Genomic DNA, 238 nt, shown 5'->3' on the forward strand with positions numbered 1-238 from the left:
GTATTAACGTTCGTCGCGTAAATAAAGTTTACGAAGGTCGTCCACATATTCTTGATTACATTAAGAATAAAGAATACAGCTATATCGTTAATACCACCGAAGGTCGCCAAGCGATCGAAGATTCGAAGGTGTTACGTCGTGGTGCATTGCAAAATAAAACCAACTATACGACTACCTTGAACGCGGCATTCGCTAACTGTACTGCTAACAAAGCAGATGACCGCAGTAAAGTGGCGTC

1 protein-coding gene is annotated in these 238 nt (G+C 42.0%); it reads left to right on the plus strand.

What is annotated here, in order from left to right; genetic code table 11:
- Positions 1 to 238 (plus strand): hypothetical protein (locus SB756_RS34985; RefSeq protein WP_410913869.1); only part of this gene is annotated, 238 nt, incomplete at both ends.

This window comes from Pseudomonas sp. SIMBA_068, assembly GCF_046534705.1.
Lineage (GTDB): Bacteria > Pseudomonadota > Gammaproteobacteria > Pseudomonadales > Pseudomonadaceae > Aquipseudomonas > Aquipseudomonas putida.